This window comes from Streptomyces sp. DSM 41931, assembly GCF_050271085.1.
In the GTDB taxonomy this organism is placed as follows: domain Bacteria; phylum Actinomycetota; class Actinomycetes; order Streptomycetales; family Streptomycetaceae; genus Streptomyces; species Streptomyces albogriseolus.
Genome location: NZ_CP189902.1, coordinates 1597186 through 1620488, shown reverse-complemented (window position 1 = coordinate 1620488; position 23303 = coordinate 1597186). Strand labels below are relative to the sequence as shown.

Sequence of the window (23303 nt, the reverse complement as noted above, 5' to 3'; positions counted from 1 at the left end):
CGCTCAGTCCCGTACGCACACGAAGATCGCCGTACCCGGGATCAGACTGCCGCGCAGCGGGGACCAGCCGCCCCACTCGGCCGTGTTCCAGGCCGGCCACTCCGGCTCCACCAGGTCCACCAGCCGGAAACCGGAGGCGACCACGTCACGGACCCGGTCCCCGAGCGTCCTGTGGTGCTCGACGTACACGGCGTGACCGCTCTCGTCCTGCTCCACGTACGGCGTGCGGTCGAAGTACGACCCGGACACGCTCAGCCCCTCCGGGCCCGGCTCGTCCGGGAACGCCCAGCGGACCGGGTGCGTCAGCGAGAACACCAGCCGTCCTCCCGGACGCAGCACCCGGTGCACCTCGCGCAGCACCAGCCGCGGATCGGCGACGAAGGGCAGCGCCCCGTACGCCGAGCAGGCCAGGTCGAAGGAGGCGTCGGCGAAGGGGAGCGCGCCCGCGTCCGCGCACACCAGGGGGAACGCCCCGCCGATGCGCAGCGCGTGCTGGAGCTGGCGGTGCGAGATGTCCAGCGCCACCGGCCGCGCGCCCTGCGCCGCCAGCCAGCGCGAGCACTGCGCCGCGCCGGCGCCCAGCTCCAGGACGTCGCGCCCCTTCAGCTCCTCCGGCGGGCCGAGCAGCTCCGCCTCCACCTCGTCCAGGCCTTCCGGACCCCACACGAAGCGGTCGTCGCCGAGGAAGGTGCCGTGCTCGTTCTGGTACTCGTCGGCGTTGCGGTCCCACCAGCCCCGGTTGGCCCGGGAGCTCTCCGTGACGCCGGCCTCCCGCCGGGTGGCCTCCGGTTCGGGGACTTCGGGCTCTTGGATGATCGGCTCCCTCGTCGTACTCTTCCGTCCAGCCGGGTCCCCGGTGTGTCGCCGAGGGGGTCTTCTTCACCCCTGCATGGCCTCGGGAGACGGCAGTTGTGCCGGTTATGCGGCGATCCGCCCCCGGTGGGCGGCTTCGCGCATTGACCCTGCCCGGCCGCCCCCGTATGCTACAAGTTGCGCTGCGAGCCTGCGCACCTCAGACGTAGCAGGCTGCGCTCGCATCTGTTGTATGTCCCCTCGGTTCTCGAGGCGCCACCGGATTTTTGTGGCGCTTCCTTGGCTGTCCGGCTTCTGCAGAGCGAAACGGGCTCCGGCGTAGCAGTACCTACGACTTCAATGTCCGTACCGGAGCCCTTTCCCACATGACGAGCAGCACCGAGACCACCGCCACCACCCCGCAGGTAGCGGTCAACGACATCGGTAACGAGGAAGCCTTCCTCGCCGCGATCGACGAGACGATCAAGTACTTCAACGACGGCGACATCGTCGACGGCGTCATCGTGAAGGTCGACCGGGACGAGGTCCTGCTCGACATCGGTTACAAGACCGAAGGTGTCATCCCGAGCCGAGAGCTCTCGATCAAGCACGACGTCGACCCGAACGAGGTCGTCGCCGTCGGCGACGAGATCGAGGCCCTGGTCCTCCAGAAGGAGGACAAGGAAGGCCGCCTGATCCTCTCGAAGAAGCGCGCCCAGTACGAGCGTGCCTGGGGCACCATCGAGAAGATCAAGGAAGAGGACGGCATCGTCACCGGTACCGTCATCGAGGTCGTCAAGGGTGGTCTCATCCTCGACATCGGCCTCCGCGGCTTCCTCCCGGCCTCCCTGGTCGAGATGCGCCGCGTCCGCGACCTCCAGCCCTACGTGGGCAAGGAGCTCGAGGCGAAGATCATCGAGCTGGACAAGAACCGCAACAACGTGGTCCTGTCCCGCCGTGCCTGGCTGGAGCAGACCCAGTCCGAGGTCCGCCAGACGTTCCTCACCACCCTGCAGAAGGGTCAGGTCCGTTCCGGCGTCGTCTCCTCGATCGTCAACTTCGGCGCCTTCGTGGACCTCGGCGGCGTGGACGGTCTGGTCCACGTCTCCGAGCTCTCCTGGAAGCACATCGACCACCCCTCCGAGGTCGTCGAGGTCGGCCAGGAGGTCACGGTCGAGGTCCTCGACGTCGACATGGACCGCGAGCGCGTCTCCCTGTCGCTGAAGGCGACCCAGGAAGACCCGTGGCAGCAGTTCGCCCGCACCCACCAGATCGGCCAGGTCGTGCCCGGCAAGGTCACGAAGCTGGTTCCGTTCGGTGCGTTCGTCCGCGTGGACGAGGGCATCGAGGGTCTGGTCCACATCTCCGAGCTGGCCGAGCGCCACGTGGAGATCCCGGAGCAGGTCGTCCAGGTCAACGACGAGATCTTCGTCAAGGTCATCGACATCGACCTCGAGCGCCGTCGCATCAGCCTCTCGCTGAAGCAGGCCAACGAGGCCTTCGGCGCCGACCCGACGGCGGTCGAGTTCGACCCGACCCTGTACGGCATGGCCGCGTCCTACGACGACCAGGGCAACTACATCTACCCCGAGGGCTTCGACCCCGAGACCAACGACTGGCTCGAGGGCTACGAGAAGCAGCGCGAGGAGTGGGAGCGCCAGTACGCCGAGGCGCAGGCTCGCTTCGAGCAGCACCAGGCGCAGGTCATCAAGTCCCGCGAGGCGGACGAGAAGGCCGCTGCCGAGGGTGGCGAGGCCGCCGCTCCGGCCGCGTCCGGCGGCGGTTCGTACTCCTCCGAGGGCGGCGACCAGTCCGGCGCCCTGGCTTCGGACGAGGCGCTGGCCGCGCTTCGCGAGAAGCTGGCCGGTGGCCAGAGCTGAACGCTCTCCACTGAGGGTTAGTGGTTGATCTGAGGGGTCGCACCTTTTGGGGTGCGGCCCCTCAGGCGTGTCCGGTGGGTTCGTCGCCGGCCGCGGGCAGGTGGGGGTTCGCCGCGCAGTTCCCCGCGTCCCTGCGGGACGCGGGAATGCCTGTGCTTCGTGCCACGTTGTGGTGGGTGAAACACGAGGAGGAGCGGTCACTGTGCTTGATCCGCAGGATGTGTACGCCTGGGAGCCGAAGGGTCTGAGCGTCGTCGACATGGCGCTGGCCCAGGAGTCGGCCGGACTTGTCATGCTCTACCACTTCGACGGATACATCGACGCGGGGGAGACCGGGGACCAGATCGTCGACCGGCTGCTCGACTCTCTGCCCCACCAGGTCGTCGCCCGGTTCGACCACGACCGGCTCGTCGACTACCGCGCGCGCCGGCCCCTGCTCACCTTCACCCGCGACCGGTGGACCGACTACGAGGTGCCGGCCATCACCGTGCGGCTCGTGCAGGACGCCACCGGAGCGCCCTTCCTGCTGCTCTCGGGGCCCGAGCCGGACGTGGAGTGGGAGCGCTTCGCCGCGGCCGTGCAGCAGATCGTGGAGCGTCTCCAGGTGCGCCTGTCGGTGAACTTCCACGGCATCCCCATGGGCGTCCCGCACACCCGCCCGGTCGGCCTCACCCCGCACGGCAACCGCACCGACCTCGTCCCGGTCAGCACCAGCGTCTTCGACGAGGCGCAGGTCCCGGGCAGCGCCGAGGCCCTGATCGAATACCGGCTGATGCAGGCCGGGCACGACGTCCTGGGCGTCGCGGCGCACGTGCCGCACTACATCGCCCGCTCGCCGTACCCGGACGCGGCGCTGACCGCGCTGGAGGCCGTCACGGCCGCCACCGGGCTCGTCCTGCCGGGCGTCGCGCACTCCCTGCGCACCGACGCCCAGCGCACCCAGACCGAGATCGACCGCCAGATCCGCGAGGGCGACGACGAGCTCACCGCCCTCGTCCAGGGCCTTGAGCACCAGTACGACGCCGCGGCGGGCGCCGCGACCCGGGGCAACATGCTCGCCGAGCCGGTGGACATCCCGTCGGCGGACGAGATCGGCCGCGAGTTCGAGAAGTTCCTCGCCGAGCGGGAGGGCGACAGCTGACGCCCGCCGGACCGCCGGTCACAGCGGACGCTTAGGCTGCTGCCCATGCTGACAGTGGGCCTGACCGGCGGTATCGGAGCCGGCAAGAGCGAGGTGTCACGGCTGCTCGTGCGGCACGGAGCCGTGCTGATCGACGCCGACCGCATCGCACGTGAGGTCGTGGAACCGGGCACGCCCGGGCTCGCCGCCGTCGTGAAGGCCTTCGGCGAGGAGATCCTCGCCGAGGACGGCAGCCTGGACCGGCCCCGCCTCGGCGCCCTCGTCTTCAGCGACGCGGAGAAGCTGGCCACGCTCAACTCGATCGTGCACCCCCTGGTGGGCGCCCGGTCGCGCGAGCTGGAGGAGGCCGCGCCCGAGGACGCCGTCGTCGTCCACGACGTTCCGCTCCTCACCGAGAACGGCCTCGCCCCCCTCTACGACGTCGTGATCGTCGTCGACGCGAGCCCCGGGACCCAGCTCGACCGGCTGGTGCGGCTGCGCGGCATGAGCGAGGAGGACGCACGGGCCCGCATGGCCGCCCAGGCCACCCGCGAGCAGCGCCGCGCCGTCGCCGACATCGTCGTCGACAACGACGTGCCCCTCGACGCGCTGGAACGCCGCGTCGAGGAGGTGTGGGCCGACCTGGTCCGCCGCGCGCGGGATCCCCGGCCGGAATAGGGGGCGCCGGGCGAGGCGTTGATCCTTTCGAGCGAGGGAAGGATTCCGCCGTGCCCCAGACCAACGGTCCGTCCGGACGTACGCCGGAGACGCATGTCATCGACTTCCGCGCCGCCGAGCACCTGCTCGCCTCCCGCGACCCGCGGGGCGCGGTGAAGCTGCTCGACGGCGTGATCGACGTCCATCCCGAGAACACGGCCGCCCGGCTGCTCCGGGCGCGCGCCTTCTTCGCGGCCGCCCAGCTGCGCCCCGCCGAGCTGGAGTTCTCGCTCGTCCTGGAGCGGGAGCCGGACAACGCCTTCGCCCACTACGCCCTCGCCCGCACCTATCAGCGGCAGGGCAGGCCCCACCCGGCCAAGCGGCATTTCCGCCTGGCCGCCGCGCTGGACCCGAACCCGGAGTATCTGAAGGCCGCGCGCTTCGACGGCTGAGCCCGCGCGGGGCCACGGGCGGTTAGCGCCGGTCCGCCGGCGGCTCGTACGGGGGCACGTCGCGGCCCGGCTGGTAGTGGGGGCCCTGGCGGATGTGCCGGACCACGAACAGCAGGTCCGCCACGACGACCAGGAACAGGATCCCGCAGGCCAGCGCCCAGCCCGGATGCCCGGTGAGTGCGAACGCCACCGTTCCCGCCACCGTCCAGACCACGCCCCACACGCTCAGCCAGAACCGCATGCGCAGGGGACTCCGCGCGGTCGTCGGTTCACTGCCCGTACGCATCGCGACCTCACCTTGTGGCGTCCGAGCTTCTCTTGTTCCGAGTGCCCGCCCGGCCCCCTGTCACTCGTTCGGGTGGCATCGGCGGGGACGGGAACGGACGTGCGGGCGCGGCCCGTTCGACGGGCATGGAGCAGACGATGCGTGAGGGCTATGCGGGGACGGGGCCCGGGGCGATCACCCCGGACGGCTGCGCGGTGGAGCTGTACGCGCGGCTTCCCGTGGGGGACGAGCCGGACGTGATCGCGGCAGCGGTGCCGGCGGGGGCGCGGATCCTGGAGCTGGGCTGCGGCGTGGGGCGGATGACCCACGCGCTGCTGGAGCGCGGCTTCGAGGTGACGGCGGTGGACGAGTCCGCCGAGATGCTGGAGCGGGTGCGCGGGGCGCGGACGATATGCGGCCCGATCGAGCGGCTCGACCTCGGCGAGACGTTCGACGTGGTGCTGCTGGCCTCGTTCCTGGTGCACGCGGGGGACGTCGAGGTGCGCCGGGGCATGCTGCGCACCTGCGTGCGGCACCTCGCGCAGGGCGGGTCCGTGCTGATCCAGCGGGAGGGCGCGGACTACCACTCGAACGTGCCGCGCGAGCGGGTCGACCCGGCGGGCTTCACGGTGCGGATCGTGTCCGTGGAGCCGGTCGGCGACGGCGTCGACTCGGTGCACGCGGAGTACGTGTTCCCGGACGCGGCCTGGACCCAGACGTTCCGATCGCGTCCGCTGACCCGGGAGCAGTTCGAGGAGGCACTCGCTCAGGAGGGGCTGAGGGTGGACCGGTACCTGACGGACGACGGAATCTGGGTGCGAGCGGTGCCCATGCCGTGACCCTGGCCCCTGCGCCATGACCGACACGCGGGTGCCGGCGCCTCATGCCCGTGGGACCGCGCCGCTGCTCAGGGCCGGGGCGTGCCCCCAGCGCCCTTGTTCCGGCTCCGGCGCCCGCCGCCGCCTGTCCCACGGCCGCCCGTGCCACCCGTGCCGCCCGCGCCCTTGCGTCCGCCCGGCGCCGCGCCCGGGTCGCCGAGGGCGGGCGGGCCCGCGAAGCCGCCGAGCGGGCCGGGGCCGCCCAGCCCGCGCAGCCGTTCCAGCTCGCGCCGGTCCCGCTTGGTCGGGCGGCCCGCGCCACGGTCGCGGATCCCGGCCGGGGCGACGGCCTCGCGCGGCGGGGGCGGCGGCGAGTTGTCGATGTAGCACTGGACGGCGACGGGCGCCCCCACCCGCTTGCGGATCAGCCGCTTCACGACGACGACCCGCTCCCGCGTCTCGACCCGCACCCGCACCTCGTCACCCACCCGCACGGAGTGCGAGGGCTTCACCCGCTCGCCGTTCACGCGGACGTGCCCGCCCCGGCAGGCGGCGGCCCCCATGGACCGCGTCTTGACCAGCCGTACCGACCAGATCCAGCTGTCGACCCGGACGGTCTCGCCGTTCTGCGGGCCCGCCGCCTCCGCGGCGGCCACCGCCGCGGCGACCTTCGGGTCCACCGGCTCGGGCGTGGCCCCCGCGGGCCCGGGCGTGGCCGCCGCACCCTCGGCGCCCTCGTCCGCCCCGGCCGTCCTGTCGTTCCGCGCACCCTCCGCAACCATGCTCCCGACCTTAGCCCGCCCGGCCCGCCGACCGGATGCGGATATCGGCGGGACCCACCGGCGCCCGGGCGCCTACCGTGGAGCCATGGATCCCCGAGGCCTCGACCGGCTCGACCGGCGCATCTCCGGCTGCCGGGCCTGCCCCCGCCTGGTCGCCTGGCGCGAGGAGGTCGCCCGTACCAGGCGGGCCGCGTTCGCGGACTGGACGTACTGGGGGAGGCCGGTGCCCGGGTTCGGGCCGCCCGACGCGCGGCTGCTGATCATCGGTCTCGCGCCCGCCGCGCACGGCGGCAACCGCACCGGCCGGATGTTCACCGGGGACCGCTCCGGTGACGTGCTGTACCAGGCGCTGTACGACGTGGGCCTCGCCTCCCAGCCGACCTCCGTGCACGCCGGCGACGGCCTGGAGCTCCGCGGGGTCCGCGTCACCGCGCCCGTGCACTGCGCCCCGCCCGCCAACAAGCCCACCCCGGCCGAACGGGACGCCTGCCGGCCCTGGCTGGTGCAGGAACTGCGGCTGCTGCGGCCGACGGTCCGGGCGGCCGTCGTCCTCGGTGCCTTCGGCTGGCAGGCGGCGCTGCCCGCGTTCGCCGAGGCCGGCTGGACCGTGCCCCGCCCCCGGCCCGCCTTCGGCCACGGCGCCCATGTCGAGCTGGACGCCGCCGACGGCCCGGCGCTCGGCCTCTACGGCTGCTTCCACGTCAGCCAGCGCAACACCTTCACCGGCAAGCTCACCCCCGAGATGCTCCGGGACGTCCTGCGCACGGCGGCGACGGCGGCCGGACTGCGCCCGGCGAAATAGGGGTGAGCGGCCCGCCCGGCGGCGCTACGGTGCCCGGATGGCCAGGTATCCGGAGATCGAACCGTACGACCACGGCATGCTCGACGTCGGGGACGGCAACCACCTCTACTGGGAGACCAGCGGGAACCCGCACGGCAAGCCCGCGGTGGTGCTGCACGGAGGCCCCGGCTCGAGCGCCGGCGCCGGACTGCGGCGCTACTTCGACCCCGCCGCCTACCGCATCGTCCTGTTCGACCAGCGCGGCGCGGGACGGTCGCGGCCGTCCGCCGCCGACCCCGCCACCGACATGAGCGTCAACACGGCGCCGCACCTCATGGCGGACCTTGAGCGGCTCCGCGCCCATCTGGGCATCGGGCGCTGGCTGGTGTGGGGCGTGTCCTTCGGCTCGGCCCTGGGCCTGCGGTACGCGCAGACCCACCCCGGCGTGGTGTCCGAGCTGGTGCTGACCGGCGTGGCCACCGGCTCGCCCGCGGAGGTCGACCTGCTGACCAGGGGACTCGGCCGCATCTTCCCGGAGGCGTACGAGCGGTTCCTCGCCGAACTGCCCGAGGACGAGCGCGACGGCAACCTGGCCGCCGCGTACAACCGTCTGCTGGAATCGCCCGACCCGGAGGTCAGGGCGCGGGCCGCGCGGGCGTGGACCGACTGGGAGACGGCGATCATCCCCGCCCCGCCCGGTTCCGTCGAGCGGTTCCGCGACCCGGCGTTCCGCCTGGGCTTCGCCCGCACCGTCACCCACTACTGGGGGAACGACCACTTCTTCGGCGACGGGGGAGAGGAGGGCGTCGTGCTGCGCGACGCCCGCCTCCTCAAGGACATCCCCGGCACCCTGGTCCAGGGCAGCCTCGACCTCGGCAACCTGCTCGGCGTCGTCTGGCGGCTGCACCACGCCTGGCCGGGCAGCGAGCTGGTGATCGTCGACGACGCCGGGCACGACGCGGGCGCCGTCGGGGACGACGCCCTGGTGGCGGCGACGGACCGGTACGCCCGACGCCGCCCGGACTGACGAGCGGACCCTTACGGGGCTTACGGGTGCAGCACCACCTTGGTGTAGCCCTCGATCCGCTTGTCGAACTTGTCGTACGCCGACGGCGCCTGGTCCAGCGGCAGTTCGTGCGAGACCACGAAGCTGGGCTTGGCCCGGCCTTCGATGATCATGTCGCGGAGCTGCCGGTTGTAGCGCTTGACGTTGCACTGGCCGGTGCCGAGCTTCAGGCCCTTCTCGAAGAGCTTGCCGACCGCGACCATCAGCATGCCCTGCTTGGACTGCTCGTCCGGGGCGCCCGGGTCGGACGGCACGTACAGCCCGGGGATCCCGAGCATGCCGGTGGCCCGGACCGTGCGGATCAGCGAGTTCAGCACGGTGGCCGGCTCCTCGCGGTCGGTGCCGCCGCCCGCCGAGGCCTGGTAGCCGACGGCGTCGATGCCCTTGTCGGTGCCGATGCCCTCGGTCTGGTCGTGGATCTGCTCGACCGGGTCGCCCTCCGCGAAGTTGATCGGGACGGCGCCGATCTCCTGGGCCTTCTGCAGCCGCTCGGCGACGCGGTCGACCACGAACACCTTCCGCGCGCCGCGCAGCAGCGCCGAGTAGGCGGCCATCAGGCCGACCGGTCCGGCGCCGTACACGGTGACGCTGTCGCCCGGGCGCACCTGGGCGAGTTCGCAGCCGTGGTAGCCGGTGGGGAAGATGTCCGCGAGGAGGACGAAGTCCTTCTCGTGCTCGCTGCCCGCCGGCAGCTTCAGGCAGTTGAAGTCGGCGTAGGGGACGCGCAGGTACTCCGCCTGTCCGCCCTTCCAGGGGCCCATGGCCACATAGCCGTAGGCGCCGCCAGGGAAGCCGGGGTTGACGGTGAGACAGTACCCGGTGAAGCCCTCGACGCAGTTGGTGCAGAAGCCGCAGGCGACGTTGAAGGGCATGACCACGCGGTCGCCCTCCTTGAGCGAGGTGACGCCCGGGCCGACCTCGGCGATGATGCCCATGTTCTCGTGGCCGAAGGTGATGCCCGGCTCGGCGGCCGTGCGGCCCTCGTACATGTGCAGGTCGGATCCGCAGATCGCGGTCGAGGTGACCCGCACGATCACGTCGTTCGGATGCTGGATCGTCGGGTTCTCGACGTCCTCGACGGCGACCTCGAACGGTCCCTTGTACACGACGGCCTTCATGTTGCGATCTCCGTTCGGTTGGTGTTCTGCGTGGTGCGCAGTGACGCCCCTCCCGATGGCCCGCGTGACCGATATCTCATGATTCTCCGGTCTTGCGGCCGGGGCAAGCCCGGTAACATCCGACGAATATCCTGCGATGCCCGCCCCGCTTCGGGGCGCCGCACCCGGCGACCAGGACGCCACCCGACACGACACCCGACGAGAGGGGAAGGGCGGAAAATGGCAGCTCAAAGGCTGGGAACACTGCTGGTGGCCGTGCCCGGGCTGTCCGGCACCACATACCCCCCGGGCACGACCGTGACCGTCCGCGGCCGCGGCGCGACCGTCGACGCGTTCGTCAACGGCGACTGGCTCCCGCTGTGCTGGTGGGAGTTCTCCGACGGTCTCCGCGAGGACATCGCCGACCGCTGAACCGCCGCGCCGGGCGGCCCCTGACCGGCCACCGTGGGCTCAGTCGACCTTCACCCAGTCCAGGGTGCGCTCGACGGCCCGCTTCCAGTCCTCGTAGCCCTGGCGGCGCCGGTCCTCGTCCCACGACGGCTCCCAGCGCTTGGACTCCTGCCAGTGCGAGCGGAGCTCGTTCTCGTCGCTCCAGAAGCCCGTGGCGAGGCCCGCGGCGTACGCGGCGCCCAGCGCGGTGGTCTCCGCGACCACGGGCCGGCTGACCGGCACCCCGAGCACATCCGCCTGGATCTGCATGCACAGGTCGTTCGCGGTGACGCCGCCGTCCACCTTCAGCACGTCCAGGTGCACCCCGGAGTCCTGCTCCATCGCCTCGACCACGTCACGGCTCTGGTAGCAGATCGCCTCCAGGGCGGCCCGCGCGATGTGGCCGCCGGTGTTGTACCGGGACAGGCCGACGATGGCGCCCCGGGCGTCGGAACGCCAGTAGGGGGCGAACAGGCCGGAGAAGGCCGGCACGAAGTACATGCCGCCGTTGTCCTCCACCGACCGCGCCAGCTGTTCGCTGTCCGGTGCGCTGCCGATGATCTTCAGCTGGTCGCGCAGCCACTGCACCGCCGCGCCGGTCACGGCGATGGAACCCTCCAGCGCGTACACCGCCGGGCTGCCGGCGAACTGGTACGCCACCGTCGTCAGCAGCCCGTTCTGCGAGCGCACCAGCTCGGTGCCGGTGTTCAGCACCAGGAAGTTGCCGGTGCCGTAGGTGTTCTTGGCCTCGCCCGGGGAGAAGCAGACCTGTCCCACGGTGGCCGCGTGCTGGTCGCCGAGGACGCCGGTGATCGGCACGGCGGCGCCCAGCGGCCGGGACGTGCGGGCCTGGCCGAACGCCTCGGGGTCCGAGGAGGGGTGGATGGCCGGGAGCATCGAGCGCGGGATGCCGAAGAGGCCGAGCAGCTCGTCGTCCCAGTCGAGGGTCTCCAGGTTCATCAGCATGGTGCGGCTGGCGTTGGTCACGTCCGTGGCGTGGATGCCGCCGTTCGGACCGCCGGTGAGGTTCCACAGCACCCAGGCGTCCGTGTTGCCGAACACGGCGTGGCCCGCCTCGGCCGCCTCGCGCAGCCCGTCCACGTTCTCCAGCAGCCACTTGATCTTGCCGCCGGAGAAGTAGGTGGCCGGCGGCAGCCCCGCCTTGTGGCGGATCACGTCGCCGTGGCCCTCGCGTTCCAGGGCGGCGGCGATGCTGTCGGTGCGCGTGTCCTGCCAGACGATCGCGTTGTAGTACGGACGGCCGGTGCGCGGATCCCACACGACGGTCGTCTCACGCTGGTTGGTGATGCCGATCGCCCGCAGGTCGGAGGCCGTCAGGCCGCCCTCGCGGAGGGCGTTCTGGATCACCGTGTTGGTACGCTCCCAGATCTCCACCGGGTCGTGCTCGACCCAGCCGGAACGGGGCAGGATCTGCTGGTGCTCCAGCTGGTGCTTCGCCACCTCGTTACCGGCGTGATCGAAGATCATGAATCGGGTGCTGGTGGTCCCCTGGTCCACCGCGCCGACGAATTCGGGCATCGCTGCAACCTTTCCTGAGTGACGGCGGTTCCCGGGGGCCTACGCCTCCTCGGTGGCCGGGCCTTCCTCCTGGGCCTCCATCGCCCGAGTCCTGGCGGTGATGCTCGGCTTGATCAGCGCGTCGTACACCAGCACGCCGACGACACCGCCGATCAGCGGACCGACGATGGGAATCCACCAGTAGCCGCTGAACCACCCGAACGTGCCCGGGAGCGCGATGTCGCCCCAGCCCTCGAAGTAGGTGAACAGCCGGGGGCCGAAATCGCGCGCGGGATTGATCGCGTATCCGGCATTCGTGCCGAAGGTCAGACCGATGGCGACGACCACCAGGCCGATGAGGAACGGGTGGAGGTTCGACAGGGGCGCGACATTCTTCAGGTCGATGAGCGCGCAGATCAGGAGCAGGAGAATTCCGGTGCCCACGATCTGGTCGAGCAGCGGACCCCACCAGGAATCCCCGAAGTATTCCGCGGGGAAGGTCGCGAAGATGGAATAGGTGGCCAGTGATTCGTCACGGGCCAGCCCTGCCTTCGCGTCGGCGGCGTCGATCGCCCAGCGGTAGCAGGCGTAGACGAGCGCGGCGGCGACGAAGGCGCCGCAGAGCTGGGCCAGCCAGTACGCGGGCACCTTTTTCAGGGGGAAGTCCCTGCGCACGGTGAAGGCCAGGGTCACCGCCGGGTTGAGGTGGGCGCCGCTGATGCCGCCGGCCACGTACACGCCGAAGACGACGGCGAGACCCCAGCCCCAGGCGATGATGAGCCAGTTCGCCGGTCCGAAGTCCACGAACTGCCGCCCGGAACCGGGCAGGCCCACGACGGCGACGGCGACGGATCCGACACCCAACAGAATGAGGACGAACGTCCCCAGGAATTCGGCGAGCATCTCGCCGCCGATGCCTTCGCGATAGCCGCGTCGGCGCGGAGCTGTAATGCGGTCAGCCATCAGCTCTCCTCGAATGGAAATGGCGCGGACTGTGCCTCCCCATGTCGGCAGCGTAGGTCCGCCGCCCATCCGGGGCGCGCGGAGAGCGGTCTTTCCCACCAACGGCCCAATTCGGTGAGCGAAGGGGGAGGGGACGGCCAATACTGCGGTGTTTTCCGCGGGGCGAGGGGCGGGGTCACCGCACGGTCCGCGGGGGGCGGGCGGACCGTCCGCCCGGCTGTCACGCCGCCGAAACACGCCCGTTCCATGCCGTCAGTGAGGTCCGCCTACCGTGGGGGTATGAGTTCCGCCCCGGTCAGCGTTGCCCGATGGAGCAGGCGTACCGACCGGACGACAGGAGCCCCGTGACCCGCACCGCCCCCGCCGTACCCCCGTGGCTCGCGCATGCCCTCCGGTCCCAGCGGGGGCCCGTCTCCTGGAGTGCGGTGCTGCGCGGTGCGCTGGGCGGCGGGCCGCTGCTGCTCGCGGCCGTGCTCGCCGGGCGGCCCACCCTCGGGGTGGTCGCCGCGATCGGCGCCATGTTCGCGGGGATCAACGACCGGCCCGGCAGCCGGCGCGCGTCCGTGGCCCGGATCGGGACGCCCGCCCTCGCGGGCGCGGCCGGGCTGCTGACGGGCACCGCCGCCGGGGACCACGCGCCGGCCGTGCTGCTCACCCTGCTGCTGACCGTGCTGGGCCTGGCCGCCGGAGGGATCAGCGCCCTGGGTCCTGTGGGGTCCTCCGCCGGGACGCAGCTGCTGGTCGGGGCCGCCGTCGGGGCGGGCATGCCGCTGCCCGAGCCGGGCCCGCTGCGGGCGGTCGCCTTCGTGGCGGGCACCGCCTGGCTGCTCCTGCTGCGGCTCGCGCTGCCCACCTCCCACACCCTCGCCGGGGACCGCCGGTTCGCGTTGCGCTTCGACGGGGAGCGCGCCGCCGTCGCCGGGGTGTACGACGCCATCGCCGCGCTGCTCGACGCCGTGGGCTCGGACGGCGCCACGGCACGGCGGGCCGCGCTCACCGCCGCCCTCGACCAGGCGCAGGACGCGCTCGCCGGACCCCGGCTGCGCCGCCACCCCTCCTCCGCGGCCGAACGCCGGCTGCACGCCCAGTACGCCGCGGCCCTCCCGCTCGCCGAGGCCGCGACCGCGCTGGCCTGGGCGGGGGAGCCGGTGCCGCCCCGCGCGTCCGAGGCGCCCCGCCGCCTCGCCGCCGCCGTGCGCGACGGCGCCCCCACCGGCCCGCTGCCCGCACCCACCCGTTCCGCGCCCGGCCTGCGCGCCCTGGACGACGCCCTGCTGCACGCCGCCGAGGCCTTCGACCGGGCCGACGGCAGGCGGCTGCACGGCCGCAGACGCACCCGGACCGCCGCCCTGCGGACCGTCCTCGGCGCCCGCGGCCGCGAGTACGGGATGCGGGTCGCCCTCTGCTTCGGCGCGAGCGCCGCCGTCGCCCAGGCCCTCCACCACGCCCGCTGGTACGGCCAGCACGAGCACTGGTACTGGCTGCCCGCCACCGCCGTCTTCCTTGTCAAACCCGACCTCGGGCCGCTGGCGTCCCGCGTGCTGTCCCGCGCCGCCGGAACCGTCCTGGGCGCCCTGCTGTTCGCCGGGTTCGCAGCGGTGCTGCCCCGGCCGGAAGGGCTCGTCGTCCTCGTGACCGTCTGCGGGGCGCTGATCCCGCTCGCCACCCGGCACTTCGCCGCGCAGACCGCCGTCGTCACCGTGCTCGTCCTGGCCCTGGTGATGGCCGGCGGCGAACCCCAGGCATCCCTCGCCAGGATCGGCGAGACCCTGCTGGCCTGCGCCATCGTGCTGGTCGTCGGACACCTGCCCACCCCCGGCCGGCGCGGCGACGCCATCCGCGCCCGGCTCACCGAGGCGAACAGCGCCGCCCGCGAGTACCTCGCCCACGTGCTCGGGGAGTCCGAGGACCGCGAGGCCCGCTGGGCGCTGCGCCGTGAGGCCTACCGCACCCTCGCCGAGGCCCGCGCCGCCATCGCCCTCGCCTCCGCCGAACTCCCGCCGCTCGCCCGGCACGCGGACGGCGCCGACGAGATCGCCGCGACCCTCGAACGGCTTGTCGACACCACCACCGCCTGTGCCGTCCACCTCGACGACACCGGAAGCCTCGACCCCGCCCACCTCCACCGCCTCACCCACCTCGGCGCCGAGCTCCACCTCCCCCTCCCGGCGGCCCGCCACCCGGCCGCCTGCCACGGGTAACCGCCCCATCGACGTCAGCTGTGCGCCCCGTAGGGGGCGCGGGGAACTGCGCGATCACCCCCGACGAACCGGCACCCGACGGCCCGGCCGCCTGCCACCGGTGACCGCTCCTTCGACGTCAGCTGTGCGCCCCGGAGGGGGCGCGGGGAACTGCGCGACCGGCCACGACGAACCGGCACCCGATGGACCGGCCGCCTGTCACCGGTGACCGCTCCTTCGACGTCAGCTGTGCGCCCCGGAGGGGGCGCGGGGAACTGCGCGACCGGCCACGACGGACCGGCACCCGCCGACTCGCCCAGCCCACCGGCACCCAGCCGCCCCCAGGGCCGCCCCACCGCACCGGCGGCCCGCGCAGGGCCGCCCCACCACCCGCACCGGCGGCCCGCGCAGGGCCGACCCCCCCGCACCGCGCCCCGCGTTCACCGCACCCGCACCCACACCGGCGCATGATCCGACCCCGCCACCCCCCGCCGCTCACCGGGATCCGTCCCCACGGACGGCAGACGGGGCGGCCCGTCATCCGGAAGCCCCGTCCCCGCCGACGTCACCCGACGCACCAGCCGGTGGCTGAGCAGCACATGGTCGATCAGCTCCCGGCGGCCGGAGTTCACCCGCGAATAGCGTTCGGCGGCCGGGATGAGCGGGGCCACGTCCCACAGCCGGACCGCGTCACCCCGGTCCGGCCGGTCGTGGCCCGGCGTGCCGATCTCCGAGCCGGGCGGCCCGAGCAGCATCTGTGTGGTCGCCGCCTGCACCTCGTCGTTGAGGTCGCCGAGCACCGCCACGTCCCGCTCCCGTCCGTCGCCCTCCAGCAGCCGGTCCGCCAGCGTGCGCAGCGCCGCCGCCTCGGCCGCCCGCCGGTACAGCGCGTAGGCGCCGTACCGGGCCCGTTCGCCCTCGTCGCGCGGCTGGAAGCGGCCGTCCGGGTACGACAGCAGCTTCGACTTCAGATGGCAGACCGCCACCCGCAACGGCCCCCGCTCGCCCGCCACCTCCACGGCGAGGAAACCGCGCCCGGCCTGAGAGACGGTCAGACCGGTGTCGTCCGCCTGCACCGGCAGCATCCGCGGCGGGAACGCCGCCGTGTCGGCGACCACCGTCAGCTCCGTACGGCTGAGGAAGCCCACCCGGATGCCCCGGCTGTCGGCGTGCGAGGACAGCGCGACGTGCCAGTCGTCGTCCAGCATCCCCGCCAGGTCCTCCAGCGCGTCGGGGTCGCCCACCTCCTGCACGCCGAGCAGCCCCGGATCCAGTTCCGTGATCACCGCGGCGAGCGCGGCCAGTTTTGACGCGTACGCGGCCTCGTCGTCGGGCCCGTAGGGGCCGCCGGGCCGGTACAGGTTCTCCAGGTTCCAGGTGCCGAGGAGCAAGGCGGGCCCCTTTCAGCCGTGGGCGGGCTCGTGGTGAGGCCAGGGTGCGCGCCCGGCCCGCCGTGCGACAGAGCCGCGACGGGATGTCGCGGTCCGGCTCCCCCGGGGTCGGAGTCCCGTCGTACGTTGACGTGATGACGCCTTCTGCCGTGGAGAGTCCCGCCGGCCTCATCATCACCGGATGCACCGTCCTCACGCACGACGATCAAGAAGAGGCCGTCTTCCTGGAGGACGCCGCCGTCGTCGTCCGCGACGGGGTCGTCGAGGAGGTGACCGACGCCGAGGCTGTCGCCGGGCGTGCGGCCGACGAGTGGATCGACGCCCGCGGGCAGGTCGCGCTGCCCGGTCTGATCAACTGTCACACTCACGCCCCCATGGCCGCCCTGCGCGGGCTCGCCGAGGACCTGCCCACCGAGGCGTGGTTCAACGACGTCGTCTGGCCGGTGGAGTCCAACCTCACCGGGCGGGACGTCACCCTCGGCGCGCTGCTCGCCTGCGCGGAGATGATCCGGGCCGGCGTCACCTGCTTCGCCGACCACTACTTCGCCATGGACGCGGTCGCCGAGGTGGTCGCCGCGTGCGGCATGCGCGCCCTGCTGGGGGAGGCGTACTTCTCCTCCCAGGGCCCTCAGGGGCGGGAGAAGTCCCTGGAGTTCGCGCTGCGCCACCGGGGCACGGCCGGCGGGCGCATCACCACCGCGCTCGCCCCGCACGCCCCCTACACGGTGAACGACGCCGACCTCGCCGCCACCGCCGACCTGGCGCGCGCGCACGACCTGCCCGTCCATCTGCACGCCGCCGAGAACCGCGACCAGACCGAGGCGTCCCTCGCCCGGCACGGCGTCACCCCCGTCGAGGTGCTGCACCGCACCGGCATCCTGGACACCGACGTGCTCATCGCCCACGGCACCGGCATCGTCGAGAGCGACCTGCCGCTGCTCGCGCACGCGCGGGGGCGGACGGCGGTGGCGACCGCGCCCCGCGGCTACCTGAAGTTCGCCTGGCCCACCACCACACCCGTACGGGCGCTGCGGGACATCGGCGTCCCGGTCGGGCTCGCCACGGACGGCGCCGCGTCCAACAACTCCCTCGACGTGTGGGAGTCCATGGCGCTCACCTCGCTGATCCAGAAGTCCACGGAGGGCGACCCACGCTGGCTGACCTCACGTCAGGCCCTGCATCACGCCACCCTGCAGAGCGCCCGCGCGGTCGGCCTGGAGGGGAGCGTCGGCCGCATCGCGCCCGGTCACCGCGCCGACCTCGTCCTGGTCGACCTGACCGGCCCGCACACCCAGCCCGTGCACGACCTCGCCGCGACCCTGGTGCACAGCGCCCGCGCCGCCGACGTCCGCACGACCGTCGTGGACGGCCGGATCCTCATGCGCGACCGGCGCCTGCTCACCATCGACGTCCCCGAGGTCGTCCGCGAGCTGGACGAACGCCTGCCCGCCCTGGTCGACCGCGGCCACGGCCGGCGCATCCAGGAGTACGGCACCTGAACGACGCGAACGCGCGTGAGCGGTCACCGCCACCACGACGAGTGCGACGACTGACACGGACGGTGACGGATTACTCCGGAAAGCTGAGAGCACGCTCACACTTGGCAGTGAACGGGTGTCAACTACGTCTCAGTACCGTCACCGGACGAGGCGTTCGCCCCATGGTTGGCGTTTAACTCTACGAGTACAGCGCTACATGGAGGTGGCAGGGTGAACGGGCGAACCGTGCTCGAACGCTTTCCCGCAGGTGGACCGCGTGGCTCCTGGCCCGCGGAGGAGTTCGCGCACGCGCGGCGCCTGGAGGGCCTGCCCGCCGAGGTCGTCATGGATCTGGCCACCGACATGTTCCTCGTGATCGTCCGCGGCGAGAGCGCGGGTGGTGACGCGGTGGCGTGACCCGGGCCGCGCGGCGCGTTGCGCGGCCGTCAGGCGGTGACGGGGCGTGACCAGACGGGGGTCGTCCCGGTGAGCCGGCACAGGGCCAGGTAGAGCGGTATCGGCGGCGTGTAGGGGAGCGTGCCGTCGGGGCGGTGGATGAGGCCCGGCAGGCCCGCGGCGCCCGCGTCGGCGGAGGCGTCGGGGAGGACCGCGCCGGCGGCGTAGTGCGCGGGGGCGGGCCACTCCAGGGCGTAGTCCGAGTCGGACGGGACCAGCCACCACCAGTGCGCGTCATCGGCGTACACGCATCCCACGCGGGGCAGCCGGGGCAGGACCAGCGGGCCGAAGCGGGCCGGCACGGCCACCGCGTCGCAGCCCATCGGGGCGGTCATGCCGTCCGGCACGAGGAGCCTGCGCGGCGCGTCCGGCGTCTGCCGTCCGCGCTGCATGCGGACCAGCGAGTCCAGGCTCAGCATGCGGGTGCCGCCGGCGCCCGTCACGCCCGTCCTCCGTCCCGGCCGGCGGGTGTGCCCAGGCGCTGCTCGGCGGGGTGGGCCGCGTCCCCGTCGCCGGTCTCGTCCGCGCCGTCCTCGGAGCCGCCGGCCGGACCGGGCTTGGGGCGGGCGCCCCAGCCGAGGTCGTCGCGGGGCTCGCCGGGGTCGCCCGGGGTGCCGGCGGTGCGGGGGAGTTCTGCCCAGACCAGCAGGCCGGGACCGTGTTCGTGGGCGCCCCACGCGTGGCACAGGGCGTCGACGAGGAGCAGTCCCCTCCCGTGCTCCTCCTCCGGCTGCTGCCGGGTGTTCGCCCGTGGCCGGCCCGGCGCGCAGCCCTCGTCCCGCACGGCTATGCGCAGCAGGTCGTCGCCGTCGTGCAGCTCGCAGACGACACGGCTGCTCGCGGTGTGCACGATGGCGTTGGTGACCAGTTCGGAGACGACCAGGGCCGCCGTGTCGCAGGTGTCCTCGCAGACCGACCAGCCGGTCAGCCGGGCCCGCGCCAGCCGTCTCGCCTGCGCGGCGGAGCCAGGATGAGCGGCCAGTTCGAAGCGGAACCGGCGCTCGGCGGTGACCCCCGAGGGGGCGGTGGCCGGGGCGGCGCCGAGGCCGACGGAAGCCGCGGCGGCGTCTGTTCCTAAGGGCGCGGACGGAATCACGCTTGCCACTATCGCCCCGCCGTGAACACTTGGCAAGTGTCACTTTGAAAATTGCAGAGTGCTGTGTGACGGTCTGGACGGGCGTGGCACACTGCTCGCAACAGCACCTCGCGCAGCGCCAGTTGGGGTGGCCGGAAATCGATTCGAATATGTGTTCGGGTCAATGGATCTCCGTGCCAGATCACCGGACGGCGCCGCCGGGCTGTCAGGATTTGTTCGAGGTCAGGATTTGTTCGAGGGAGGTGAAGCGTGAGCGAACCCCGGTCCGCGCCGACGGTCGGGCAGGTCGTCCTCGGCCGCCGCCTGCTGGATCTGCGCGAGCGCGCGGGTCTCAAGCGGGAGGAGGCCGCCCGGATCCTGCGTGTCGCCCCCGCCACCGTGCGCCGCATGGAGATGGCCGAGGTGGCGCTCAAGATCCCCTACCTCCAGCTGCTGCTGAAGGCCTACGGCGTCTCCGACGAGGAGGCCGAGGCCTTCGTCCAGCTCGCGGAGGACGCCAACAAGCCCGGCTGGTGGCAGCGCTTCCACGACATCCTGCCCGGCTGGTTCTCCATGTACGTCAGCCTGGAGGGCGCTGCCTCCCTCATCCGTAGCTACGAGCCCCACTTCGTCCCCGGACTGCTCCAGACGGAGGACTACGCGCGTGGCGTGCTGCGCTCCGGCGCCATAGGGCAGACCCGCCCCGAGGACATAGAGCGCCACGTCGACCTGCGCATGCGGCGGCAGGAGCTGCTCACCCGCGAGGACGCGCCCCGGCTGTGGGTCGTGATGGACGAGACCGCGCTGCGCCGCCGGGTCGGCGGCCCGGAGGTGATGCGCGCGCAGATCGACAAGCTGCTCGAGGCGTCGGCGCTGCCCAATGTGACGCTGCAGATCGCCACCTTCGACAGCGGGCCCCATCCCGGCACGTACGGGCCGTTCGTGCTGTTCCGATTTGCCATGCCCGAACTGCCGGACATGGTCTACAGCGAGTACCTGACCGGCGCCGTCTACCTGGACGCGCGCACCGAGGTGGCGACCCACCTCGAGGTCATGGACCGCATGGCGGCGCAGGCCGCCACGGCACATCGCACGAAGGAGATCCTCCGGGATCTCCGCAAGGAGCTGTGAATGGAACTCATCAAGCCCCCGAAGACCCAGCCGCGTGCGCGGGCGCACGCCGGAAGGATCTACAACGGGATGCCCGCGCGGGAGCTGGGCAGCGAGGGCTGGCACAAGCCCTGGAGCGGCGGCAACGGCGGAAACTGCCTGGAGGCGATGAAGCTGGACGACGGCCGGATCGCCGTGCGCCAGTCCACCGACCCGGACGGTCCGGCGCTCATCTACACCTCCGCCGAGATGACGGCCTTCATCGAGGGGGCCAAGGCCGGAGAGGCGGATTTCCTGCTGTCCTGACCTCCGGTTGCCGCACTACCTTTGCTTCTTCCTTGGCACTGAATTGATCACTAACACTTGCAGACAGTTACGGAGTCCGTCATGACCGGGCAGAACCCCGTGGAGATCGACACCACCAGACCGCATCCGGCGCGGATGTACGACTGGTACCTCGGAGGCAAGGACAACTACCCGGTCGACGAGGCCATGGGTCGGCAGATGCTCGCCCTGGAGCCGAGGGTGCCGGTCATGGCGCGCGTCAACCGCGCGTTCATGCAGCGCGCCACGCGCTGGCTCGCCGGACAGGGCGTGCGCCAGTTCCTCGACATCGGCACCGGCATCCCCACCGAGCCGAACCTGCACCAGATCGCCCAGCGGATCGCGCCGGACGCCCGCGTCGTGTACTGCGACAACGACCCCATCGTGCTGGCCCACGCGGCGGCCCTGCTGCGCGGCACGGAGGAGGGCGTCACCGACTACCTCCAGGCCGACGTCCGGGACCCGGACACCATCCTGGAGGGCGCGCGCAAGGTCCTCGACTTCGACGAGCCGATCGCGCTGTCGCTCATCGCGCTGCTGCACTTCGTCCCTGACGAGGACGGCGCGCACGAGCTGGTGGAGCGGCTGGTGGACGCCCTGCCCTCGGGCAGCCACCTGGTCATCAGCCACGCCACGGCCGACTTCACTCCCGAGGAGTCGGAGGAGGCCGCCGCGAAGCTCAGGGGTGCGGGCGTCACCCTGGCGCTGCGCAGCCGCGAGGAGTTCACCCGCTTCTTCGACGGCCTCGACCTCGTGGAACCGGGCGTCCAGGTGCCGCACCTGTGGCGCCCCGAACTGGGCGACCCGGTTCCGGGCCAGGACGACGGGGTCATCCCCGGCTACGGCGCGGTGGCGCGCAAGCCTTGAGGTCCGTTCCGCGTTCCGACCTCGACGCCCCGGGCGCCCGGCTGATGCCGGGTCCGGGGCGTCGGTGCGCCGGGGCCCGGCCGGGCCGGCGTCCGCCGGACACGGGGCCGGATTCCGGCCACGGCGCCGGACGGCAGACCGACGTGCGGGCCTGGCGCACGCGGGCGGGTGCGGGCCGGGTCAGACGCTCATAGGGCGGTCGTACGGTCCGATCGGCGCCGGCAGACGGCTCGTGCCGCCCGTCAGGAAGCGGTCGACGGCCGCCGCCACCGCCCGCCCTTCCGCGATGGCCCACACGATCAGCGACTGGCCCCGGGCGGCGTCGCCCGCCGCGAAGACGCCCGGGACGTTCGTCGCGAAGTCCGGCCCGCGCGCGATCGTGCCGCGCGGCTCCAGCTCGAGACCGAGCTGCGCGATGCTCCCGTCGCCCTGGTCCGGCCCCGAGAAGCCGAGCGCGAGCAGCACCATGTCGGCGGGCAGGGTCCGCTGCGTCCCCGGCACGGGCTTCCGCGCCGCGTCCACCTCGACCAGGTGCAGCCCGCGCACACGCCCTTCCTCGTCCCCCTCGAAGCGCAGCGTCGACGCGGCGAACAGCCGAGCGTCGGCGTCCGCCGCCGGCGCCGTCCGCAGCGCGCCCGCCTCCTCGTGCGCCGGCGACAGCCGGTACAGCTTCGGATACGTCGGCCAGGGCTCGTTCTCCTCGTCGCGCTCGGCGCCCGGCCTGCGGTAGATGTCCAGCTGGGTGACGGACGCGGCCCGCTCCCGCACCGCCGTCCCCAGACAGTCGGCGCCCGTGTCACCGCCCCCGACGATGACCACGTGCCGCCCCTCCGCCGACAGCGGCGACCTCTCCAGGTCGCCCTCGCACACATGGTTGGCCAGCGGCAGGTACTCCATCGCCTGGTGGATGCCCGCGAGTTCACGCCCCGGCACCGGCAGCTCCCGCCACGCCGTCGCCCCCGTGGCGATCACCACCGCGTCGTAACGGCTCCGCAGCTCCGCCGCGTCCACGTCCCGTCCGACCGTGGTCGACGTGCGGAACCTTGTCCCCTCGGCCCGCATCTGCTCCACGCGCCGCTCCAGATGGCGCCGCTCCATCTTGAACTCGGGGATGCCGTACCGCATCAGCCCGCCGATCCGGTCGTCCCTCTCGTACACGGCGACCGTGTGCCCGGCCCGGGTGAGCTGCTGCGCGGCTGCCAGCCCGGTGGGGCCGGAGCCGATGACCGCGACCGTCAGCCCGGACAGCCGGTCCGGCGGGGCCGCCTGGGCGAACCCCTCCTCCCACGCCTTGTCGGCGATGGCGCACTCGACGTTCTTGATGGTGACAGCCGGCTGGTTGATGGCGAGCACGCAGCCCGCCTCGCACGGCGCGGGACACAGCCTCCCCGTGAACTCGGGGAAGTTGTTCGTGGCGTGCAGCCGCTCCGCCGCCGCCCGCCAGTCCTCCCGGGAGACCAGGTCGTTCCACTCCGGGATGAGGTTGCCCAGCGGACAGGCCTCGTGGCAGAACGGCACACCGCAGTCCATGCACCGGTCGGCCTGCGTACTGATGATCGGCAGCAGTCCCCCGGGGACGTACACCTCGTCCCAGTCGCGGACCCGCTCCTCCACGGGCCGGCGCGGCCACTCCCGGCGGGGCGTGGTGAGGAAACCCTTGGGATCTGCCATGGCCGTCTTCCTTGCGTGCGCGGGTGACAGGCCGTGCGTCGTCGGGCGGCACTCCTGCGCACACGATACGTCCGCCCACCCGGGCACGCAGCGTGCCGGACACCGTCCGT

Annotated in this window: 24 protein-coding genes; 14 read left to right on the top strand and 10 right to left on the bottom strand. The window is 72.8% G+C overall.

Annotation, left to right across the window (positions count from 1 at the left end; translation table 11 throughout):
- Window positions 1-3: 3 nt before the first annotated feature.
- The gene (locus tag ACP7TJ_RS07715) at window positions 4-816 is read right to left on the bottom strand and encodes a class I SAM-dependent methyltransferase (RefSeq protein WP_093766689.1); all 813 of its coding nucleotides are present in this window, start codon (window positions 814-816) and stop codon (window positions 4-6) included.
- Window positions 817-1178: 362 nt separating this feature from the next.
- On the opposite strand from ACP7TJ_RS07715, the gene rpsA reads away from it, so the two are divergent.
- From rpsA to ACP7TJ_RS07695, 4 genes are all read left to right on the top strand, one after another.
- Window positions 1179-2672, top strand: coding sequence for a 30S ribosomal protein S1 (gene rpsA, locus ACP7TJ_RS07710; RefSeq protein WP_093766690.1), 1494 nt, complete (start codon window positions 1179-1181; stop codon window positions 2670-2672).
- 202 nt (window positions 2673-2874) lie between these two features.
- Window positions 2875-3813 carry a PAC2 family protein gene (locus ACP7TJ_RS07705; protein ID WP_093766691.1) on the top strand — a complete coding sequence of 313 codons (939 nt, stop codon included), beginning with the start codon at window positions 2875-2877 and terminating at the stop codon, window positions 3811-3813.
- Between the two features lie 45 nt (window positions 3814-3858).
- Window positions 3859-4470 carry a dephospho-CoA kinase gene (coaE, locus tag ACP7TJ_RS07700; protein ID WP_376724946.1) on the top strand — a complete coding sequence of 204 codons (612 nt, stop codon included), beginning with the start codon at window positions 3859-3861 and terminating at the stop codon, window positions 4468-4470.
- Between the two features lie 50 nt (window positions 4471-4520).
- Entirely contained in the window at window positions 4521-4901 is a 381-nt protein-coding gene (locus ACP7TJ_RS07695) for a tetratricopeptide repeat protein (protein WP_093766693.1), read from the top strand.
- Between the two features lie 22 nt (window positions 4902-4923).
- Here the strand turns inward: ACP7TJ_RS07695 and ACP7TJ_RS07690 are convergent, their stop codons facing one another.
- Window positions 4924-5187: a DUF6343 family protein gene (locus tag ACP7TJ_RS07690; protein WP_093766694.1), complete on the bottom strand. Its 264-nt coding sequence runs from the start codon at window positions 5185-5187 to the stop codon at window positions 4924-4926.
- Window positions 5188-5324: 137 nt separating this feature from the next.
- Here ACP7TJ_RS07690 and ACP7TJ_RS07685 point away from each other — a divergent pair, with 137 nt between their 5' ends.
- The gene (locus ACP7TJ_RS07685) at window positions 5325-6005 is read left to right on the top strand and encodes a class I SAM-dependent methyltransferase (protein WP_427762567.1); all 681 of its coding nucleotides are present in this window, start codon (window positions 5325-5327) and stop codon (window positions 6003-6005) included.
- Window positions 6006-6073: 68 nt separating this feature from the next.
- On the opposite strand, the gene ACP7TJ_RS07680 is transcribed toward ACP7TJ_RS07685, so the two are convergent.
- Window positions 6074-6766 carry an RNA-binding S4 domain-containing protein gene (locus ACP7TJ_RS07680; protein ID WP_367489965.1) on the bottom strand — a complete coding sequence of 231 codons (693 nt, stop codon included), beginning with the start codon at window positions 6764-6766 and terminating at the stop codon, window positions 6074-6076.
- A gap of 85 nt (window positions 6767-6851) precedes the next feature.
- Here ACP7TJ_RS07680 and ACP7TJ_RS07675 point away from each other — a divergent pair, with 85 nt between their 5' ends.
- Both ACP7TJ_RS07675 and pip read left to right on the top strand, forming a co-directional pair.
- Window positions 6852-7568, top strand: coding sequence for a uracil-DNA glycosylase (locus ACP7TJ_RS07675; protein WP_093766697.1), 717 nt, complete (start codon window positions 6852-6854; stop codon window positions 7566-7568).
- Window positions 7569-7605: 37 nt separating this feature from the next.
- The gene (gene pip, locus ACP7TJ_RS07670) at window positions 7606-8574 is read left to right on the top strand and encodes a prolyl aminopeptidase (protein WP_367472179.1); all 969 of its coding nucleotides are present in this window, start codon (window positions 7606-7608) and stop codon (window positions 8572-8574) included.
- 20 nt (window positions 8575-8594) lie between these two features.
- Here pip and ACP7TJ_RS07665 read toward each other — a convergent pair whose 3' ends face one another.
- On the bottom strand, window positions 8595-9731 hold the full coding sequence (locus ACP7TJ_RS07665) for a glutathione-independent formaldehyde dehydrogenase (RefSeq protein ID WP_093766699.1): 1137 nt from the start codon (window positions 9729-9731) through the stop codon (window positions 8595-8597).
- 219 nt (window positions 9732-9950) lie between these two features.
- Here ACP7TJ_RS07665 and ACP7TJ_RS07660 point away from each other — a divergent pair, with 219 nt between their 5' ends.
- Window positions 9951-10142, top strand: coding sequence for a hypothetical protein (locus tag ACP7TJ_RS07660; RefSeq protein ID WP_093766700.1), 192 nt, complete (start codon window positions 9951-9953; stop codon window positions 10140-10142).
- A gap of 39 nt (window positions 10143-10181) precedes the next feature.
- On the opposite strand, the gene glpK is transcribed toward ACP7TJ_RS07660, so the two are convergent.
- Both glpK and ACP7TJ_RS07650 read right to left on the bottom strand, forming a co-directional pair.
- A complete protein-coding gene (gene glpK, locus ACP7TJ_RS07655) occupies window positions 10182-11699 on the bottom strand; it encodes a glycerol kinase GlpK (protein WP_093766701.1) in 1518 nt (505 codons plus the stop codon).
- A gap of 39 nt (window positions 11700-11738) precedes the next feature.
- Window positions 11739-12581, bottom strand: a complete 843-nt coding sequence (locus ACP7TJ_RS07650) for an MIP/aquaporin family protein (protein ID WP_220451548.1) — start codon at window positions 12579-12581, stop codon at window positions 11739-11741.
- A 368-nt stretch (window positions 12582-12949) separates the two neighbouring features.
- On the opposite strand from ACP7TJ_RS07650, the gene ACP7TJ_RS07645 reads away from it, so the two are divergent.
- Window positions 12950-14842: an FUSC family protein gene (locus ACP7TJ_RS07645; RefSeq protein ID WP_427762563.1), complete on the top strand. Its 1893-nt coding sequence runs from the start codon at window positions 12950-12952 to the stop codon at window positions 14840-14842.
- A 419-nt stretch (window positions 14843-15261) separates the two neighbouring features.
- Here ACP7TJ_RS07645 and ACP7TJ_RS07640 read toward each other — a convergent pair whose 3' ends face one another.
- Entirely contained in the window at window positions 15262-16212 is a 951-nt protein-coding gene (locus ACP7TJ_RS07640) for an endonuclease/exonuclease/phosphatase family protein (protein ID WP_266545422.1), read from the bottom strand.
- 134 nt (window positions 16213-16346) lie between these two features.
- On the opposite strand from ACP7TJ_RS07640, the gene ACP7TJ_RS07635 reads away from it, so the two are divergent.
- Entirely contained in the window at window positions 16347-17711 is a 1365-nt protein-coding gene (locus tag ACP7TJ_RS07635) for an amidohydrolase (RefSeq protein ID WP_266545419.1), read from the top strand.
- A gap of 210 nt (window positions 17712-17921) precedes the next feature.
- Window positions 17922-18107, top strand: coding sequence for a hypothetical protein (locus ACP7TJ_RS07630; RefSeq protein WP_167742752.1), 186 nt, complete (start codon window positions 17922-17924; stop codon window positions 18105-18107).
- A gap of 29 nt (window positions 18108-18136) precedes the next feature.
- Here ACP7TJ_RS07630 and ACP7TJ_RS07625 read toward each other — a convergent pair whose 3' ends face one another.
- Entirely contained in the window at window positions 18137-18565 is a 429-nt protein-coding gene (locus tag ACP7TJ_RS07625; protein ID WP_380875065.1) for a hypothetical protein, read from the bottom strand.
- Between the two features lie 20 nt (window positions 18566-18585).
- Window positions 18586-19251 (bottom strand): ATP-binding protein, encoded by a 666-nt coding sequence (locus ACP7TJ_RS07620; protein ID WP_093766708.1) that lies wholly within the window; start codon window positions 19249-19251, stop codon window positions 18586-18588.
- Window positions 19252-19491: 240 nt separating this feature from the next.
- On the opposite strand from ACP7TJ_RS07620, the gene ACP7TJ_RS07615 reads away from it, so the two are divergent.
- The 3 genes from ACP7TJ_RS07615 (at window position 19492) to ACP7TJ_RS07605 (ending at window position 21522) form a co-directional block, all read left to right on the top strand.
- On the top strand, window positions 19492-20352 hold the full coding sequence (locus ACP7TJ_RS07615; protein ID WP_093766709.1) for a helix-turn-helix domain-containing protein: 861 nt from the start codon (window positions 19492-19494) through the stop codon (window positions 20350-20352).
- On the top strand, window positions 20353-20637 hold the full coding sequence (locus tag ACP7TJ_RS07610; protein WP_093766710.1) for a DUF397 domain-containing protein: 285 nt from the start codon (window positions 20353-20355) through the stop codon (window positions 20635-20637).
- 81 nt (window positions 20638-20718) lie between these two features.
- A complete protein-coding gene (locus ACP7TJ_RS07605) occupies window positions 20719-21522 on the top strand; it encodes an SAM-dependent methyltransferase (RefSeq protein ID WP_093766711.1) in 804 nt (267 codons plus the stop codon).
- A gap of 180 nt (window positions 21523-21702) precedes the next feature.
- Here ACP7TJ_RS07605 and ACP7TJ_RS07600 read toward each other — a convergent pair whose 3' ends face one another.
- Window positions 21703-23193 (bottom strand): glutamate synthase subunit beta, encoded by a 1491-nt coding sequence (locus tag ACP7TJ_RS07600; protein WP_167742749.1) that lies wholly within the window; start codon window positions 23191-23193, stop codon window positions 21703-21705.
- Window positions 23194-23303: the final 110 nt, after the last annotated feature.